Annotated in this window: 16 protein-coding genes; 13 read left to right on the top strand and 3 right to left on the bottom strand. The window is 67.1% G+C overall.

Translation table 11 applies throughout. The annotated features are described in order from the left end of the window. The first annotated feature begins 16 nt into the window (after positions 1-16). The 9 genes from rpsB to MVA01S_RS11905 all read left to right on the top strand — a co-directional run bounded on the left by rpsB (position 17) and on the right by MVA01S_RS11905 (position 11,158). Positions 17-838, top strand: coding sequence for a 30S ribosomal protein S2 (gene rpsB, locus MVA01S_RS11945; protein ID WP_040540003.1), 822 nt, complete (start codon positions 17-19; stop codon positions 836-838). A 27-nt stretch (positions 839-865) separates the two neighbouring features. Further along, positions 866-1,693 carry a translation elongation factor Ts gene (tsf, locus tag MVA01S_RS11940; RefSeq protein WP_003928570.1) on the top strand — a complete coding sequence of 276 codons (828 nt, stop codon included), beginning with the start codon at positions 866-868 and terminating at the stop codon, positions 1,691-1,693. Positions 1,694-2,060: 367 nt separating this feature from the next. Beyond that, positions 2,061-3,548: a sugar transferase gene (locus tag MVA01S_RS11935; protein ID WP_003928569.1), complete on the top strand. Its 1,488-nt coding sequence runs from the start codon at positions 2,061-2,063 to the stop codon at positions 3,546-3,548. A gap of 74 nt (positions 3,549-3,622) precedes the next feature. After that, positions 3,623-5,029 (top strand): amidase, encoded by a 1,407-nt coding sequence (locus tag MVA01S_RS11930; RefSeq protein ID WP_003928568.1) that lies wholly within the window; start codon positions 3,623-3,625, stop codon positions 5,027-5,029. Positions 5,030-5,130: 101 nt separating this feature from the next. Then, complete coding sequence (locus MVA01S_RS11925) at positions 5,131-6,306, top strand: ABC transporter permease (RefSeq protein ID WP_003928567.1); 1,176 nt, start codon at positions 5,131-5,133, stop codon at positions 6,304-6,306. Continuing rightward, a complete protein-coding gene (locus MVA01S_RS11920; protein ID WP_003928566.1) occupies positions 6,306-6,872 on the top strand; it encodes an ABC transporter permease in 567 nt (188 codons plus the stop codon). Before MVA01S_RS11925 ends, MVA01S_RS11920 begins: the two co-directional genes overlap by 1 nt. A gap of 2 nt (positions 6,873-6,874) precedes the next feature. Further along, on the top strand, positions 6,875-7,603 hold the full coding sequence (locus MVA01S_RS11915) for an ABC transporter ATP-binding protein (protein ID WP_003928565.1): 729 nt from the start codon (positions 6,875-6,877) through the stop codon (positions 7,601-7,603). A gap of 25 nt (positions 7,604-7,628) precedes the next feature. Continuing rightward, positions 7,629-9,140: an APC family permease gene (locus tag MVA01S_RS11910; protein WP_040540000.1), complete on the top strand. Its 1,512-nt coding sequence runs from the start codon at positions 7,629-7,631 to the stop codon at positions 9,138-9,140. Then, entirely contained in the window at positions 9,137-11,158 is a 2,022-nt protein-coding gene (locus MVA01S_RS11905) for a primary-amine oxidase (protein WP_003928563.1), read from the top strand. The genes MVA01S_RS11910 and MVA01S_RS11905 overlap by 4 nt, the downstream gene beginning before the upstream one ends. Before the next feature lie 12 nt (positions 11,159-11,170). Here MVA01S_RS11905 and MVA01S_RS11900 read toward each other — a convergent pair whose 3' ends face one another. After that, the gene (locus MVA01S_RS11900; protein ID WP_003928562.1) at positions 11,171-11,614 is read right to left on the bottom strand and encodes a carboxymuconolactone decarboxylase family protein; all 444 of its coding nucleotides are present in this window, start codon (positions 11,612-11,614) and stop codon (positions 11,171-11,173) included. 203 nt (positions 11,615-11,817) lie between these two features. On the opposite strand from MVA01S_RS11900, the gene pyrH reads away from it, so the two are divergent. Genes pyrH through rlmN form a run of 4 tightly spaced genes read left to right on the top strand, consistent with a single transcriptional unit; the run spans position 11,818 to position 15,186 of the window. Further along, a complete protein-coding gene (gene pyrH / locus MVA01S_RS11895; RefSeq protein ID WP_003928561.1) occupies positions 11,818-12,576 on the top strand; it encodes a UMP kinase in 759 nt (252 codons plus the stop codon). 40 nt (positions 12,577-12,616) lie between these two features. Beyond that, positions 12,617-13,174: a ribosome recycling factor gene (gene frr, locus MVA01S_RS11890; RefSeq protein ID WP_003928560.1), complete on the top strand. Its 558-nt coding sequence runs from the start codon at positions 12,617-12,619 to the stop codon at positions 13,172-13,174. Positions 13,175-13,176: 2 nt separating this feature from the next. Further along, complete coding sequence (locus tag MVA01S_RS11885) at positions 13,177-14,055, top strand: phosphatidate cytidylyltransferase (RefSeq protein WP_003928559.1); 879 nt, start codon at positions 13,177-13,179, stop codon at positions 14,053-14,055. Between the two features lie 33 nt (positions 14,056-14,088). Then, positions 14,089-15,186 (top strand): dual-specificity RNA methyltransferase RlmN, encoded by a 1,098-nt coding sequence (gene rlmN, locus MVA01S_RS11880; RefSeq protein WP_003928558.1) that lies wholly within the window; start codon positions 14,089-14,091, stop codon positions 15,184-15,186. Positions 15,187-15,190: 4 nt separating this feature from the next. Here the strand turns inward: rlmN and MVA01S_RS11875 are convergent, their stop codons facing one another. Then, positions 15,191-15,610, bottom strand: coding sequence for a nuclear transport factor 2 family protein (locus tag MVA01S_RS11875; protein WP_003928557.1), 420 nt, complete (start codon positions 15,608-15,610; stop codon positions 15,191-15,193). Beyond that, the coding region (locus MVA01S_RS30855; RefSeq protein WP_159426316.1) for an aldehyde dehydrogenase family protein at positions 15,610-15,741 on the bottom strand (132 nt) is incomplete at its 5' end. The genes MVA01S_RS11875 and MVA01S_RS30855, both read right to left, overlap by 1 nt.

The following is a 15,741-nucleotide window of genomic DNA, read 5'->3' as shown; positions in this document are numbered from 1 at the left end:
GCCACCGGTACTCACTATGGCTGTTGTAACCATGAAGCAGCTGCTCGACAGCGGCGCGCACTTCGGGCACCAGACCCGTCGTTGGAATCCCAAGATGAAGCGGTTCATCTTCACCGACCGCAACGGCATCTACATCATCGACCTGCAGCAGACGCTGACCTACATCGACTCGGCGTACGAGTTCGTGAAGGAAACCGTCGCGCACGGCGGTTCCATCATGTTCGTCGGCACCAAGAAGCAGGCGCAGGAGTCCATCGCCCAGGAGGCGACCCGCGTCGGCATGCCGTACGTGAACCAGCGCTGGCTGGGCGGCATGCTCACCAACTTCCAGACCGTGCACAAGCGCCTTCAGCGGATGAAGGAACTTGAGGCCATGGAGCAGACCGGTGGCTTCGAAGGTCGCACCAAGAAGGAAATCCTCATGCTGACGCGTGAGAAGAACAAGCTGGAGCGCTCGCTGGGCGGCATCCGGGACATGCAGAAGGTGCCGTCGGCGATCTGGGTCGTCGACACCAACAAGGAGCACCTCGCGGTTGCCGAGGCGCGCAAATTGAACATCCCGATCATCGCGATCCTGGACACCAACTGCGATCCCGACGTCGTCGACTACCCGATCCCGGGCAATGACGACGCGATCCGCTCCGCTGCGCTGCTGACCAAGGTCGTGGCCTCCGCGGTCGCCGAGGGCCTGCAGGCCCGTGCCGGTGGCGGCGCCGACAAGCCCGCCGCCGAAGCGGCCGAGCCGTTGGCCGAGTGGGAGCAGGAGCTGCTGGCCGGTGCCACCACCGCCGCACCCGAGGCCGGCGCCCCCGAGGCCGCGGCACCCGAACAGTCCTGATTTCGACGCCTTTAAGGAAAGACATCTATGGCTAACTACACCGCCGCCGACGTCAAGCGCCTCCGGGAGCTGACCGGTGCCGGCATGCTGGATTCGAAGAACGCGCTGGTCGAGGCCGAGGGCGACTTCGACAAGGCCGTCGAGTTGCTGCGCATCAAGGGCGCCAAGGACGTCGGCAAGCGCGCTGAGCGCGCCACCGCCGAGGGTCTTGTCGCCGCCAAGAACGGCGCGCTCATCGAGCTGAACTCCGAGACGGACTTCGTCGCCAAGAACGCCGAGTTCCAGGCACTGGCCGACCAGGTCGTCGCCGCGGCCGCCGAGGCCAAGGCCGGCGATGTCGAGGCTCTCAAGGCCGCCAAGCTCGGTGACTCGACCGTCGAGCAGGCCATCGCCGACCTGTCGGCGAAGATCGGCGAGAAGCTCGAACTCCGTCGCGCCGCCTACTTCGACGGCACCGTGGAGACCTACCTGCACAAGCGTGCCGCGGACCTGCCGCCCGCGGTGGGCGTGCTGGTCGAGTACGAAGCCGGCGACGCCGACAAGGGCACCGCGGCCGCGCACGCGGTCGCGCTGCAGATCGCCGCGCTGAAGGCCAAGTACCTCAGCCGTGAGGACGTCCCCGAGGACATCGTCGCCAACGAGCGGCGGATCGCCGAGGAGACGGCCCGCGCCGAGGGCAAGCCGGAGCAGGCGCTGACCAAGATCGTCGAGGGTCGGGTCACCGGGTTCTACAAGGACGTGGTGCTGCTCGATCAGCCGTCGGTGTCCGACAACAAGAAGTCGGTCAAGTCGCTGCTCGACGAGGCCGGGGTGACCGTGACGCGGTTCGTCCGCTTCGAGGTCGGCCAGGCCTGATCGGCTGACACGCAGACAGAGTCAAGACCCCCGGGACATCGTCTCGGGGGTCTTCTCTTTTGTCGGGACACGTGAACGGCGGCACCGGCTTCGGATTCCGCAGCGCGGAAGCGGCGCGGCACGGGAACCCCGCGGTCGGCACACGATCGTTTGCCGTCACTGGGCCGGTGGTGGGCAAACTCGGGTGCTCGGGGCCTGCGCCACCGACTTCATAGTTTGCCGTGTTCTGGCACCGGCGGACCTGGCAAAGAGTGCAGCTAATCCGAATACCATTTAACGACGTAGTTAATTGATGTTCGTTGCTGTTTGTGCCATTTGCTGAGTTAACCTCTGTACATGTTGGTCGGGAATAAAAAACGCGGTCCAGGTGACCGATACCGTTGAGTTCCGCCGTACGGCAAACATTGCCGACGGGGGCCAAATCTCAGCCGAGGAGCCCGCTGACTTCGGCCAGTTACGTAAACGCAGAGCCTGGGAACCGGTTGCCGGTCCGCTGATCGACCTGTCGACCGCGTCGGCGGCGGTGGCCATCGGGATGTTCTGGGCCTCGCACGATCACCTGCAGCTGCCACCGAGCTGGATGCTGTGGTTCTTCGCGCCCACCATCGCGATGATGAGCGCGCTGCGCGGGCTCTACCGCCGCTCCCTGGAGCGCACCTTCCTCGACGAACTGCCGACCATCCAGGCGGTCACCGCGCTGACCGCGATGCTGCTGCTGTCCGGTCTCGTCCTGAACTCGGGGGTGACCGGCTCCCTCGGCAACACCGTGGCCAGGATCTGGATGTGCGCGGCGGTCCTGATCCCGCTCGGACGGCTGGTGTGGTACTCGATCAAGCGGCATCTGTACCGCCGCGACGTGCTGACCGCGCCGACCCTCATCGTCGGCAACGGCCGGATCGCCGCCAAGGTCGTCGACCGGTTGGAGATCACCCCGGAGTACGGCCTGCGTCCGGTCGGACTGGTCGACGACGAGCCGCCCTCGATGGGCATCGACCGCGACAAGCCCGCCAACATTCCCTACCTGGGCCGGCTGGACGACCTGGACCGGGTAATCACCGCGACCGGTGCCGAGTGCATGATCGTGGCGTTCTCCCGCACCCGCGACGACGCGTTGTCCACGGCGGTCAGAATCGCGCAGAACCGGGGCGTGGCGGTGTGGATGGTGCCCCGGATCTTCGACACCATCGGCGTGCACGCCCGCATCGACCACATCGGCGGTCTGCCGTTGATCGCCGCTCCGCGCACCGATCCGCGCGGCTGGCAGTTCGCGGCCAAGCACGTGTCCGACCGGGTGGTCGCCGCTGTAGGTCTGGCGCTGATCTCGCCGTTGTTCCTGACCCTGATGCTGCTGGTGCGGCTGAGTTCGCCAGGACCGATCTTCTTCGGACAACCCCGGGTCGGCCGCGACGGTCGGGTCTTCATGTGCCGCAAGTTCCGGTCCATGCGCCCACCCGAGGCGTCCAGCAGCGCGTTCACCCTCGATCCCGACTGCGCGCCGGGCGGGGTGGAGGGCGAGGACCGGCGCACCCGGATCGGCAAGCTCATGCGCGCCACCTCGCTGGACGAACTGCCGCAGTTGATCAACGTGATCCGGGGCGAGATGAGTCTGGTCGGCCCGCGCCCGGAACGCCCGGAGTACGTCGACCTGTTCAACATCCAGATCGCGCGCTACGGCGACCGGCACCGGGTCAAGGCCGGCATCACCGGATGGGCACAGGTGCACGGCCTGCGTGGGCAGACCTCGATCGCCGACCGGGCCGAGTGGGACAACTTCTACATCGAGAACTGGTCGCTGTGGCTGGACTGGAAGATCCTGGCGATGACCGTCGGGGCGGTGTTGCGGCGCGCGGAGTGAGCCGCGCCGACTGACCGCCGCGCGGCCCGGTCAACTCGCCCGTCCAGGCCGGTACGCTTTGGTACCGTTCGGCCATGGATCGTGTTCACGCCTTCGGTGACGATGCCCTGGGCGACTCCGACGCCGTCGGCCTGGTCGAAGCGCAGCGGCGCGGCGAGGTGTCCGCCGAGGAACTCGTCGAGGCCGCCATCGCGCGCACCGAAAAGGTGAACCCGGCGCTCAACGGTCTCGCCTTCCAGGCCTACGACCGGGCGCGGGCCCGCGCCCGGCAGCACCGGCGCTACGGCGGCTTCTTCGACGGGGTGCCGTCGTTCGTCAAGGACAACGTCGCCGTCGCCGGGATGCCGACGATGAACGGCACCGACGCCTGGGATCCGGTGCCCGCGTCCCAGGACGGCGACTTCGCCACCGCCTATCTGGCCACCGGCCTGGTGCCGCTGGGCCGAACCCGGATGTCGGAGTTCGGTTTCAGCGCCGCCGCCGAACACCCGCGGCTGGGCGCCGTGCGCAATCCGTGGCACACCGGGCACACGGCCGGGGCGTCGTCGTCGGGGTCGGGTGCGTTCGTCGCCGCCGGAGCGGTGCCGATCGCGCACGCCAACGACGGCGGCGGTTCGATCCGGATCCCCGCGGCGTGCAACGGGCTGGTCGGGCTCAAGCCGAGCCGCGGGCGGCTTCCGCTGGACAGCGACATGCGGCAGATGCCGCTGCGCATCGTGGCCAACGGCGTGGTGACCCGGTCGGTCCGCGACACCGCGGCGTTCTACCGCGAGATGGAGAAGGCGGTCGCGAACCCGAAACTGCCGCCCATCGGTGACATCACCGGCCCCGACAGCCGACGGCTGCGGATCGCGGTGTGCACCAGGTCCATTACCCACGAAGCCAGCCCGGAGGTCGCCGAACTCACGCTCAAGACCGCGGCCCTGCTCGAGGCACTCGGCCACCGGGTCACCGTGATCGACAACCCGGTGCCGCAGCGGTTCATCGACGACTTCCTGCTGTACTGGTCGTTCCTGGCGTTCGCGCTGGTCCGCGGTGGCAAGCGCACGTTCGGTCCGACCTTCGACCGCGGCAGGCTGGACAACCTGTCGCTGGGACTGGAACAGCACGCCGCCCGCAACCTGCACCGGGTGCCGACGGCGATTGCGCGGCTGGCGCGGGTGCGCCGCATCACCTCGCGGCTGCAGGCCGACCACGACGTCCTGCTGACACCGACCCTGGCCCACGCGACGCCCCCGGTCGGGCACCTCGATCCCACCGCTCCGTACCGGCAGATCATCGACCGGCTGGTCGAGTGGGTGGCGTTCACCCCGCTGCAGAACGCGACCGGCGAGCCGGCGATCTCGTTGCCGCTGGCCCAGTCCGGGACGGGGATGCCCGTGGGGATGATGTTCTCCGCGGGCGTGGGCGAGGAAGCCCGCCTGCTCACGCTGGCCTTCGAGCTCGAAGAGGCGCAACCCTGGCACCGCATCCAGGACTGATCCACCGCGACACGACCCTGTAACGGGACGGGGATCCTGTTAACAACGCCGACACTGCACGCGGCTGTTGAGGAAACGTCCGACTCGGAACATCGCTAGTTGTGGAGACCAGTCAGGTCAGCGACGCACCCACAGCAGGTCGATCACCGCAGATCCCCATCGGTTCCCAGAACACGTTCACGTGCCTGGTCCGGTTTGCGCTGGCCAACATCCGGCGACGCCCGGAAAGGTTTGTGCTCTCCGTGGTGGGTATTGCGCTCGCCATCGCATGTGTCACGGTCGTACGGACCATATCGGCCAGTTTCGCGATCACCGGCGAAGATTCGGTGGGCGATGTGCTCGGAGCGGGACAGCTCTGGGTGGTGCCTGCTGCAGGTGTGCACTACGACCCCGCGGCGCAGGCAATGGTCGCCTCCGGTCCTGCCCCCGCGATCGCCGTCCCTGCGGGGTGGACCGCGACGCGCACGCTTTCAGGTGTGGCCGACGTCGACGGGGAACCGGTGTCGTTGCGTGGTAGCGATCAGATGCCCGGCGGCGAAACGGTTCTCGGATCGTCGCTGGCTGAAAGACTCGGCGTCGGCGAGGGCGACCAGGTGACGGTCGGCGGGCGGACCTTGCGCGTCGGCATCACCGGCGACGGCCAGTCGATGACCGTGGCGACCGACCTGGCACGGACGATCGTCGGGGATCACGGTTGGTGGGTGGTGGTTGCGCCGCCGGGTAGCCAGCAGCGACGTGACCTTGCGCAGACGTTCGGGACTGCTGTGGGGCTGCCCTGGACCTCCGACCCGTCAACCCCGCCCGACCCCGCAGGCGCCGGACTCATCTACGACACGGTCGGCGGTACCGGACCCCTGTCCTTCGCGCAGAAGTTCTCGGCTCTGTTCTCGGGCAAGGTGACCGGGTCGACACTCGGGTTGATTTCCATGATCGGGCTGGGTCTGGGCTTCGTCATCGCGATCTCGTCGTTCCTGGCCGCGGTGACCGAGCGCCGTCGCGAATTCGGCATCATGAGCAGCATCGGTCTGGCCGACGAGGTGCTCTACTTCTTCCTCGTCGAATCGGCCATCGTGTTCCTGTCCGCATATGTGGTGGGTGTCTTCGCCGCGGGTGTCGCTGTGGCGCTGGTGATCCCGGGAATCGCGACGCTGACGTCCTGGCTGCAGGGTGCCGCACTGACCGCGATGTTCCTGCCCGCCATGGCCATTGTCGGGGCGCTGGTTCCGGTGCACAGACTGCTCCAGCAGCGACCGGTCTCGTTGTTAGGGGACCGCTGATGATCGGCAGAGCTCTGTCCTACGGATGGTTGGCGGCGCGCCGCCGGACCCGGGAGATGGTCCTTCCGGCCATCACGACCGCCACCGGTGCGTTCTTGGTCGTGCTCGTCTTCGGGCTGTCGGAGGGAATTCGCGCCCAGGCCGCCTCGCTCGGTCACGCCGACGAACTCGCCCGTGCCGTCGTGCTGATCGCCGTCACCGTGCTGCTGGTCGGTGTAGCGGAGGTCGCGGTCGCGACCACGCGCACTGTCGCCCACCGCACCCGCGAACTCGGTGTGCTCGGCGCCAACGGCGTGCCACGCCGTCCGGTGGTGGCCGCCCTGATGGTCGAGCCGGTGATCGCGGCGGTGCTGGGCGCCCTCGCCGGGGTGTCGCTGGCGGTCATCGCCGGGGTCATTCTTGGTGCCGTCGACGCCGTCGGCACCGGCGTGTCCTATCCGGGTCTGGCCGTCGGCGCCGTGGTCGCGATCAGCGTCAGCGTCGTGGCCGCGCTGACCACCAGCATCGTGCCGACCTGGAAAGCGGCCTCGCAGTCGCCCATCCGTTCCCTCGCCTCAGGAGGTTGATCGTGACCGCACTCGACGAAACAGCAGGTGCCGCGGTTCCCGTCGGCGCGGGTGCAGCTGCGCCGGTCATTGAGATCGCGGATGTCTGGAAGCTGCATAAACTCGGCGATGAGATCGTCAAGGCGCTGATGGCCGCAGATCTGACGGTGCTGCCGGGAGAGTTCGTCTGCCTGATGGGGCCCAGCGGCAGCGGCAAATCCACTCTGCTCAACATCATCGGAGGTCTGGACCGGCCGACGAAGGGGACCGTGAAGATCGCGGGCACGGACACTGCCGCACTGACCGAGAGTCAGTACGCGGCGTTGCGTCACGACACCATCGGCTTCATCTTCCAGAGTTACAACTTGATCCCGTTCCTGTCGGCTGTCGAGAACGTCGAACTACCGCTGATATTCGAACCCTACGATCGAAAAGCATTGCGTCAGCGCGCGATCGAATTGCTTGAGTTGGTCGGTCTCGGGCACCGGATCAACCACCAGCCGACCAGGATGTCGGGCGGTGAGCAGCAGCGCACGGCGATCGCACGTTCGCTGATCAGCAGCCCGGCGCTCGTCCTGGCCGACGAGCCCACAGCCAACCTTGACCACCGCACCGGGGAAACGGTGGTGCGGATGCTGCGCGACCTGTGTTCGACCATGGGAGTCACCGTGGTCGCGAGCACCCATGACCCCACGGTGGCCGACGAAGCGACCCGTGTCATCCGGATGAAAGACGGACAGATCGTCCAGTGACCTCGACCCTGTTGGGAGACAACGAATGACACAATCTGAGACGGCGCCGCCCGGCGCGCGTGACGCGTTGATGACGACCGAGCTCGTCCCCGAGCAGATCCTTCCCAAGGTGATGAGCACCTTCGGCCTGACCGCCGCCTACGTGTTCATCATCTGCTGGGTCACCGGTTCCTCGGTGATGGCAGGCGGCGGCTGGACGGCCGTCCCGATGTGGGTGCTCGGCATCCTGACGTTCCTGGTCCCCGCTGGTATGGCCGTGGTGGAGCTCGGCAACCTGTGGCCGGGTCAGGGTGGGGTGTACATCTGGGCCTACCGAACCATGGGTGAGACGTGGGGGTTCATCGGCGGCTATCTGTCGTGGGTGCCGGTGATCCTCAACGCCGCATCCTCGCCTGCGGTGGTGCTCCAGTTCCTGCTGCTGGCGTTTCACACCGAACTCGGGCTGACGACGAGCATCATCCTGCAGCTGGTGATCCTGTGGACCGTCATCGGTCTGGCACTGGCGAAACTGGCCGCGAACCAGAAGATCATGAACGTCGTCTTCGTCGTCTACGGCGTGCTGACGTTGACGATCTTCCTCTGCGGCCTGCTCTTCGCCGTCGAGAACGGGTCGGCGACACCGTTCAGCTGGGCCGAGGCAACCATCCCCAACTTTGCCGTCGCCGGCTTCCTCTACGGAACGGTCCTGCTTTACCTGCTCGGCGTCGAGACCCCTTACAACATGGGCGCGGAGTTCCTGTCGGTCCGCAGGAGTGGTCCACGGATGATCCTCTGGGGCTCAACGGCTCTGGTCGCCATTTACCTGATGACCACGCTGGGGACCATGATGGCGCTCCCCGGCGACGAAATCGATCCGGTGACCGGCATCATCGGGATGCTGGACGTGGCCGGGTTTCCCGGGCTGATGGAGATCTGTGCGGTCGTGCTTGCCGGCATCATCGTCGTGGCGCTGATGACCTACCAGGTGGCGTACTCGCGGTTGATCTTCGTCTCCGGCCTGGAACGGCACCTGCCGCGTATCTTCACCCATTTGAATCCACGGACCCGTAATCCGGTGACAGCCATCCTGATCCAGGGCGTGATCTCATCGCTCATCCTCGTGGGCCTGTACTCGCAGAGCAGCATGGCCCACGTCACCATCTACCTGCAGGGCGGCCTGAGCACGGTGTGGCTGCTGTCCGGGTTCTTCTTCCTGATACCGCTGATCGTCGCCCGCAAGAAGTACGCGGACAGGTACGAAAGCGAACAGTTCTGGCGCATCCCGGGCGGCATGGCCGGGGTGTGGACCGTGGTCATCGTCGGTTCGATCGCGACGATCGGCGGCATCTACTACTCGTTCGTCACGCCGTGGATCGACGTGCCACAAGCGACGTGGATGACGTGGGTCGGTTCGATCAGCCTCGGAATGTTCGCGCTCGGGCTCGTGGTCTACATCTTCGGCCGTCGCTCCGCGCACAAGACCAGCCAGGAAGACTCCCTTGCCCACCTCGCAGTATTCGACCTCACCAAGACGGAAGCAGAGGACACAGCCAAATGACAATGGAGGACACCGCACTGAGCGCGGATCCGACCGGAAACGTCCACCACTACCCGCTCGACCCGCTGACCGGGGCCGAGATCGAGTCTGCCGCAGCGGTGGTGATGGCATCCGAATATGCCACGCACACACTCAAATTCGTGATGATCCAGCTGGCTGAACCCGACAAGAACGCTTCGCTGACCTTCGCGGGACAGTACGACGTCCCACGTCGTGCGTTCCTGACGATGTACGACGCGCCCGCCAAACTGGTCTACGAGGCCGTCGTCGATCTCGGGGCGCGCGTCGTCGAGTCCTGGACGCCCATCCCCGGACGGTTTCCGTCCTACCTCGTCGAGCACATGACCGGCGTGGAGGAGAAGGTCAGGGAGGACCCCCGCTGGCAGGAGGCGATGCGCAAGCGCGGCGTCACCGACTTCAGCCTCGCGATGATCGACCCGTGGCCCGCGGGCTATTACGGCGCGCAGGACCACTACGACAACTCCGCGTTGATCTGCCGGCCGTTGACGTTCGTGCGTGCGGCGCCGTCCGAGCACGGGTACGCCCGGCCGGTCGAGGGACTGATCGTGACGTTCGACCTCGACGCGATGGCCGTCGTCGACGTCGAAGACCACGGGGTGGTGCCGTTGCCGCCGACCGCGGGCAACTACAGCGAGAAGTTCATGTTCGACCCGACCAACCGGCCGGCGTTCACCCAGTTCCGCGACGACGTCAAACCGATCGAGATCATCCAGCCGGAGGGGCCCAGCTTCACCGTCGACGGCTGGAACGTCAAGTGGCAGAAGTGGTCTCTGCGTATCGGGTTCAACCCCCGCGAGGGCATCACGCTGCACGAGGTCACCTACACCGACCGCGGCGAGACCCGGCCCATCATGTATCGGGCCTCGCTGTCGGAGATGGTGGTGCCCTACGGCGACAGTGCCCCGACCCACTGGAACAAGAACGTCTTCGACATGGGGGAGGTGGGCATGGGGTTCTCGGCGAACCCGTTGACGCTGGGCTGTGACTGCCTCGGCGAGATCCACTACTTCGACGGCACGGTCAACGACTCGGCCGGCAACGCGGTGACGATCCCGAACGCGATCTGCATGCACGAGGAGGACTTCGGAATCTCCTGGAAGCACACCGATTTCCGGACCGAAGAGGTGGAGGTGCGCCGATCCCGGCGCCTGGTGATCTCGATGATCTGCACGGTCGGCAACTACGAGTACGGGTTCTTCTGGTACTTCTACAACGACGCCTCGATCGAGGTCGAGGTCAAGCTCTCCGGGGTGCTGACCACCGGGGCGGTCGAGATGGCGCCGGGGGAGCAGCCGCGCTGGGGCAAGATGGTCGCGCCGGGCATCTACGGCCCGAATCACCAGCACTTCTTCAACTTCCGCCTGGACATGAGCATCGACGGCGCGAACAACAGTGTCTACGAGGTGGATTCGATACCCGAACCGGACCCGGAGCTGAACCCGCACCACAATGCGTGGATCACCCGGGACACCCTGGTGGCCTCCGAAGCCGACGGTGCGCGCGACTGGAACTGGTCCACGGGCAGGTACTGGAAGGTGACCAACCCGGCCAAGCGCAACGAGCTCGGGATCCCGGTGGCCTACAAGCTGGTGCCCAAGGACGTGGTGCCGGTGATGGTGCAGGAGGGCTCCTACATCTACGACCGCGCCCGCTTCCTGCAGCACAACCTGTGGGTGACGCAGTACGACCCGGCCGAGCGGTTCGCCGCGGGTGACTACATGTACCAGTCGGCCGACATGCAGGGCCTGCCCGAGTTCGTCGCCGACGACGCGCCGCTGGAGAACACCGACGTGGTGCTCTGGTACACCCTGGGTGCCCACCACGTGGTGCGGCCCGAGGACTGGCCGGTGATGCCGTGCGCCTACACCGGCTTCCACCTCAAGCCGATCGGCTTCTTCGACGGGAACCCGGCGCTGGACCTGCCTCCGTCACCGCCGAAGGCCTGCCATGCGGGTCAGGCCGGACTGCCGGTGGCCGAGCGCGCCCGGGAGTCCTGACCGCGCCGCCGGTCACGGGGCGACGGTGTACCTGCTGGAGATCGCGATGCGGTTGAGCGCGTTGATCGCGACGGCGACCCAGCGCAGCGCGGCGGCCTGCGGACCGGTCAGTGCGGCGGTGTCCTCGTCGGTGCCTGCGGTGCGCGTGCCGATGTGGGTGATCTCCTCGGCGATCGCCAGCGCGGCCCGCTCGGCGGGGGAGAAGTAGTCCGTCTCCCGCCATGCCGGCAGGACGGCGAGCCGATCGGTGGTCTCACCCTCGGCCAGCGCGTCGCGCACGTGCATGCGCAGGCAGAACCCGCAGCCGTTGAGCTGGGACGCCCGGATGCGCACCAGCTCGATGGTCAGCGGGTGCACACCCGCCTCCAGCGCGGTCTGTTCGGCCTGTCCGGAGAGCGTGAGGGTGGTCTGATAGGCGTTCGGGGCCGCTGAACTGAGCAGCGTGCGTGCGGTCATACGGGGTAGACGAGACCGCGCCGGCAAATGTGACGAGCGTGCGTGGACTTCGGGAAAGTGTCGGCGTGTCGGCCGCCGACACGCCCGCTCGCGCTGTGGGGGGTGCCGCCTGTGGCCCTTCGGTCATCTGACGGTCCCGGGTTTGGCAGGATTGGGGGGTCGTCACGCGGTGGCGGCGTCGTGTGCAGACCGGAAGGAGCCCGATGGCAGATCCAGCGGACGAGCCATTCACCGCCGACCAGTCCCGTCTGATCCGGCCGGCCTACGGCAGGGTCCTGCTCAAGCTCGGCGGCGAGATGTTCGGCGGCGGTCAGGTCGGGCTCGACCCCGACGTGGTCGCGCTCGTGGCCCGCCAGATCGCCGAGGTCGTCCGCAGCGGCGCGCAGGTCGCGGTCGTCATCGGCGGCGGGAACTTCTTCCGCGGCGCTCAGCTGCAACAGCGCGGCATGGAGCGCACCCGGTCGGACTACATGGGCATGCTCGGCACTGTGATGAACAGCCTTGCGCTGCAGGATTTCCTGCAGAAGGAGGGCATCGACACCCGGGTGCAGACCGCGATCACCATGGGTCAGGTCGCCGAGCCCTACATCCCGCTGCGGGCCGTGCGGCACCTGGAGAAGGGGCGCGTGGTCATCTTCGGCGCCGGCATGGGCCTGCCGTACTTCTCCACCGACACCACCGCCGCCCAGCGCGCGCTGGAGATCGGCGCCGACGTCGTGCTCATGGCCAAAGCGGTCGACGGAGTGTTCTCCGCGGATCCCCGCGTCGAGCCGGACGCAGAACTGCTGACCGCTATCAGTCACCGCGAGGTCATCGACCGCGGGCTCAAGGTCGCCGACGCGACCGCGTTCAGTTTGTGCATGGACAACGGAATGCCGATCCTGGTGTTCAACCTGCTCGTCGACGGCAATATCGCGCGCGCCGTCGCGGGTGAGAAGATCGGGACACTGGTCACCACGTGATGCGTGGCACCGGGCGAGCAACAGCGACGGGAGACAGACAGTGATCGACGAAACCCTCTTCGATGCCGAGGAGAAGATGGAGAAGGCCGTCTCGGTGGCACGCGACGACCTGGCGTCGATTCGTACCGGCCGCGCGAACCCCGGCATGTTCAACCGGATCAACATCGACTACTACGGCGCCTCCACCCCGATCACGCAGCTGTCCAGCATCAACGTGCCCGAGGCGCGCATGGTGGTGATCAAGCCCTACGAGGCGAGCCAGCTGCGCCTCATCGAGGATGCGATCCGCAACTCCGACCTCGGCGTCAATCCGACCAACGACGGCAACATCATCCGGGTGTCGATCCCGCAGCTCACCGAGGAGCGCCGCCGCGACCTGGTCAAGCAGGCCAAGGCCAAGGGCGAGGACGCCAAGGTGTCGGTGCGCAACATCCGTCGCAAGGCGATGGAGGAACTCTCCCGGATCAAGAAGGACGGCGACGCCGGCGAGGACGAGGTGACCCGCGCCGAGAAGGATCTCGACAAGAGCACCCACCAGTACACGAATCAGATCGACGAACTGGTCAAGCACAAGGAAGGCGAGTTGCTGGAGGTCTGACCATGACCGACCAGCACTCGACTCCCGTGGGAACCCAGCCGGTCGACGAGCCGCCGAAGAAGTCGTCACGCGCCGGGCGCAACCTCCCGGCCGCGATCGCGGTGGGCGCCGCCCTCGGCGGGATGCTCGTCGTCACCCTGCTCTTCGCTCCGAAGGTGTGGGTGCCCATCGTGTCCGTGGCGATCGCGATCGCCACCGTCGAGGTGGGCCGTCGCCTGCGTGAGGGCGGTTTCGCCATCCCGCTCGTGCCGCTCCTGGTCGGCGGACAGGCGATGATCTGGCTGACCTGGCCGTTCGGCGCCGCGGGGGCGCTCGGTGCGTTCGGCGGCACGGTCGTGGTGTGCATGATCTGGCGGCTGGTGTCGGGCGGGCTGTCCACCGCGCCGCAGAACTATCTGCGCGATACCGCTGTCACTGTATTCCTGGCCGCCTGGGTGCCGCTGTTCGCGAGTTTCGGCGTGCTGCTGATCTACCCGGACGACGGGGCCGGCCGGGTGTTCTGCCTGATGCTCGGGGTGGTCGCTTCCGATGTCGGCGGCTACGCCGCCGGGGTGCTGTTCGGCAAGCACCCGATGGCGCCGGCGATCAGCCCGAAGAAGTCGTGGGAAGGGCTGGCCGGCTCGCTGGTGCTCGGCGTGGCGGTGTCGGCGCTGGCCGTGGAGTACCTCACCGACAAACCGTGGTGGGTCGGCGTCCCGCTCGGCCTGATGCTCGTCATCACCGGAACCCTCGGCGACCTGGTGGAGTCTCAGGTCAAACGCGATCTGGGGATCAAGGACATGGGCACACTGCTGCCCGGGCACGGTGGCCTGATGGACCGGCTGGACTCCGTGCTGCCCTCGGCCGTCGCGACGTGGATCGTGCTGTCCCTGCTGGCCTGAGCACGCCCCAGCGGGGGATACTGGACGGCAGTCATGCCCAACCCACTTCCGCTCGTCTTCGACGCACCTCGCCGCGCGCTGCCGCCGAGGCATTTCGCCGACCTCGCTGAGTCCGACCGCGCCGCAGCGCTGGCCGACCTCGGGTTACCGGCCTTTCGGGGAAAACAGCTGGCCAACCAGTATTACGGGCGGCTGATCGCCGACCCGCACCAGATGACCGACCTGCCCGCCGCAGTGCGCGACCAGGTCTCCGAGGCACTGTTCCCGACGCTGATCAAACCGGCCCGCCAGATCCAGTGCGACGCGGGGGAGACCCGAAAAACGTTGTGGCGTGCGGTCGACGGCACCACCTTCGAGTCGGTGCTGATGCGCTATCCGCAGCGCAACACCGTGTGTATCTCGTCACAGGCCGGCTGCGGTATGGCCTGCCCGTTCTGCGCCACCGGCCAGGGCGGACTGCAGCGCAACCTGTCCACCGCCGAGATCCTGGAACAGGTGCGCGCGGCGTCCTTCGCGATGCGCGAGGAGCATGACGGCCGGCTCTCCAACATCGTGTTCATGGGCATGGGTGAGCCGCTGGCCAACTACAACCGGGTAGTTGCTGCCGTGCGACGAATCACAGCATCATCGCCTAACGGCTTCGGCATCAGCGCGCGCTCGGTGACGGTGTCCACCGTCGGTCTGGCGCCGGCGATCCGCAAGCTGGCCGACGAGAAGCTCGGGGTCACCCTGGCGGTCTCGCTGCACACCCCCGACGACGAGCTGCGCGACACCCTGGTGCCGGTGAACAACCGGTGGCCGGTCGACGAGGTCCTCGACGCGGCGCGTTACTACGCCGATGTGACCGGGCGCCGGGTTTCGATCGAGTACGCGTTGATCCGGGATGTGAACGATCAGCCCTGGCGCGCGGACCTGCTCGGCAAGTTGCTGCACAGCAAGCTCGGCCCGCTGGTCCACGTGAACCTCATCCCGCTGAACCCGACCCCGGGCAGCGAGTGGGACGCCAGTCCCAAACCGGTGGAGCGCGAGTTCGTGAAGCGCGTGCTGGCCAAGGGTGTGTCCTGCACGGTGCGCGACACCCGCGGCCGCGAGATCGCCGCCGCCTGCGGGCAGCTCGCCGCCGAGGGCTGAGCCCTCACCTGGGTGGGTTGCTGAACCAGACGTTCTCCTCGCGCAGCCTGCGGCTGCGCCAGCCGTCGCCGGTGCGCACCAGCTCGTGGTGGTAGTAGCCGCCGCACGCGCTCTGGGTGTCCATGCCCGGTAGCAGCATCGGGTTGTAGAACATCGCCCGCACAGTGGCGGTATCGCCGTCGATCTGCGCCTCGACGTTGGTGATGTAGTGCATGCTCCACGGGATCACCCCGAAATTGGCGGCGAACCAGTCGACGACTTCGTCGCGGCCGCCGACGATGGCGCCGGCCGACGAGTAGTCGATGTGGGCGTCCTCGGTGAACACCGAACGGTAGGTCTCCCAGTCCTTGGTGTCGACGCCGCGGGCGTACCGATTCAGCAGGGCCCGGATCTCCAGCTCGTCGGCGAGCGCCTGAGGCTCCATCAGTCGGGCATGCCGATGGTCTTGGCCTCCAGGTACTCCTTGTAGCCCTCTTCGCCGTTGCGGTAGCCGAGCCCGGACTGCTTGGTGCCGCCGAACGGGCTGCCGATACCGAAGTGGCTCTTGCCGTTGAT

This window comes from Mycolicibacterium vaccae NBRC 14118 = CIP 105934, from assembly GCF_001552715.1.
Taxonomy (GTDB): Bacteria; Actinomycetota; Actinomycetes; order Mycobacteriales; family Mycobacteriaceae; genus Mycobacterium; species Mycobacterium vaccae.
This window is presented reverse-complemented; position numbering and strand designations above follow the sequence as displayed.